Origin of the sequence: Streptomyces albicerus, assembly GCF_008905045.1 — a bacterium.
Classification (GTDB): Bacteria; Actinomycetota; Actinomycetes; order Streptomycetales; family Streptomycetaceae; genus Streptomyces; species Streptomyces albicerus.
The window spans coordinates 8,290-10,242 of the sequence record NZ_VWMY01000153.1 but is presented as its reverse complement, the minus strand read 5'-3'; the positions used below and the strand labels follow the sequence as shown (position 1 = coordinate 10,242).

Genomic DNA, 1,953 nt, shown 5'->3' with positions numbered 1-1,953 from the left:
TCCCATCACTCCGGCGCTCCCATCGTCCACGGAACTCAAGACCGTCAGACAGCAGCCGCCTCCAGATTCCTGGACACCTTCGTGCAACGGGTCTGTCAATCGAGCGGTGTAACTGGGTTGTTGATTACTGACGGGCTGTTGAGAGTCGGCTGTCGAAGGTGATGTCGAAGGCGTTCAGCGCGGTCTTCCAGCGCATGGTCCAGCGGGCCTGTCCCTTGCCAGTGGGATCGAGAGACATGATCGCCATGTAGACACACTTCAGCGCGGCCTGCTCGCTGGGGAAGTGGCCGCGGGCCTTGACCGCCCGTCGTATCCGCGCGTTCACCGACTCAATTGCGTTGGTGGTGCAGACGATGCGGCGGATCTCGGTGTCGAACCGCAGAAACGGGGTGAACTCCTCCCAGGCGTTCTCCCACAGCTTCACGATCGCCGGATACTTCCTGCTCCACGCGTCAGCGAACTCCGCGAACCGCTCCAAGGCGGCCTCCTCGGTCGGGGCGGTGTAGACGGACTTGAGGAGTCTGGCGATCTTGTCCCAGTCCTGGCGGGCGGCATAGCGGAAGGAATTCCGCAGCAGGTGCACCACGCAGGTCTGCACGACCGTGCGGGGCCAGACCGTCTCGACCGCTTCGGGCAGGCCCTTGAGCCCGTCGCAGACCAGCATCAGCACGTCGTTGACACCGCGGTTCTTGATCTCGGTGAGGATGTGCAGCCAGTGCTTGGCGCCCTCGCCACCGTCCCCGGCCCACAATCCCAGGATCTCGCGCCGGCCTTCGACCGTGACGGCCAGGGCCACATAGATGGGCCGGTTCGCGACGGCACCGTCACGGATCTTCACGTGGATGGCGTCGATGAAGACCACCGGATAGACGGCGTCGAGGGGGCGGTTCTGCCATTCCGCCATGCCCTCGAGGACCTTGTCGGTGATGGTGGAGATGGTTTGCCGGGATACCTCGGCGCCGTAGACCTCTGCCAGGTGGGCCTGAACTTCTCCGGTGGTCAGGCCCTTGGCGGCCAGCGAGATGACCATCTCGTCAACCCCGGTCAGGCGCTTCTGCCGCTTCTTGACGATCTTCGGTTCGAAGGAGCCGTCCCGGTCCCGGGGCACGGTTATCTCCACTGGTCCCACGTCGGTCAGCACAGTCTTGGAGCGTTTGCCGTTGCGGGAGTTGCCACCGTCCTTGCCCGCCGGATCCTGCTTGTCATAGCCGAGGTGATCGGTGATTTCGCCCTCGAGGGCGGACTCCAGCAGCCGCTTCGTCAACTGCTGCAGCAGCCCGCCCTCACCCGTCAACTGCAGGCCCTCGGCCTGGCACGGCTCACCAACTCGTCGATCAGCTGGCCGTCCACGGCCTTCGCCGACACAGCCGCTGCCGACTCGGCAGCCTCGTGTTCGGTCACGTTCTCACCGGTCATCGATGCATCTTCCATGATCGGGAGTTACACCGAAGATTTACAGTCCCCGTGCAGCTGCCCCACCCCGGTGCACGCCTCGATGTGACGGCGCGGCAGGTGGTATGTGCGGTGCCGGTCGGGGCCGTATGGGAGTCCAGTCGGCGTCGAGGGCGGTGAGTTGGGCTTCGCGGTCGGGGGCGGCGGCCTGTGCGGGCCAGCGCGCTGCTCGACGAGGAAGGGGCCGCCGGGAGGCGGTTGAGGGGATGGCGAGCCGTAGCGGCGCTCGGCAGCGACGAACGGATACAGGCGATCGTGTCCCGCCGGCGAGACATGAAGCGGCCTCAGCGTCATGGCGACCGGAACGGTGGAAACGGACGTATCCACAGACGATATTCGGTGTGCCGGAGATGGAAGTTCCATCTCCGATGCGATGGGAGGTGACCGCTGTGAGCGACGTACTGAAGAACATCGAGACCGAGGATGTCTACGAGCCGCCGCTGCTCGTCGAGGCGGGCGAGTACGCCGAGGCGACCCAGGGCAGCATCGGCAGGTTTCCCG

The 1,953-nt window shown here is 65.2% G+C and carries 1 protein-coding gene and 1 pseudogene; one reads left to right on the top strand and one right to left on the bottom strand.

Annotation, left to right across the window (positions count from 1 at the left end; translation table 11 throughout):
* Positions 1 to 124: 124 nt before the first annotated feature.
* A pseudogene (locus tag GAS53_RS53805) lies at positions 125 to 1,416 on the bottom strand (IS256 family transposase).
* Between the two features lie 101 nt (positions 1,417 to 1,517).
* Here GAS53_RS53805 and GAS53_RS58730 point away from each other — a divergent pair.
* Positions 1,518 to 1,953, top strand: a 436-nt coding sequence (locus GAS53_RS58730) for a lasso RiPP family leader peptide-containing protein (RefSeq protein WP_404829448.1), incomplete at its 3' end; no start/stop codon positions are given.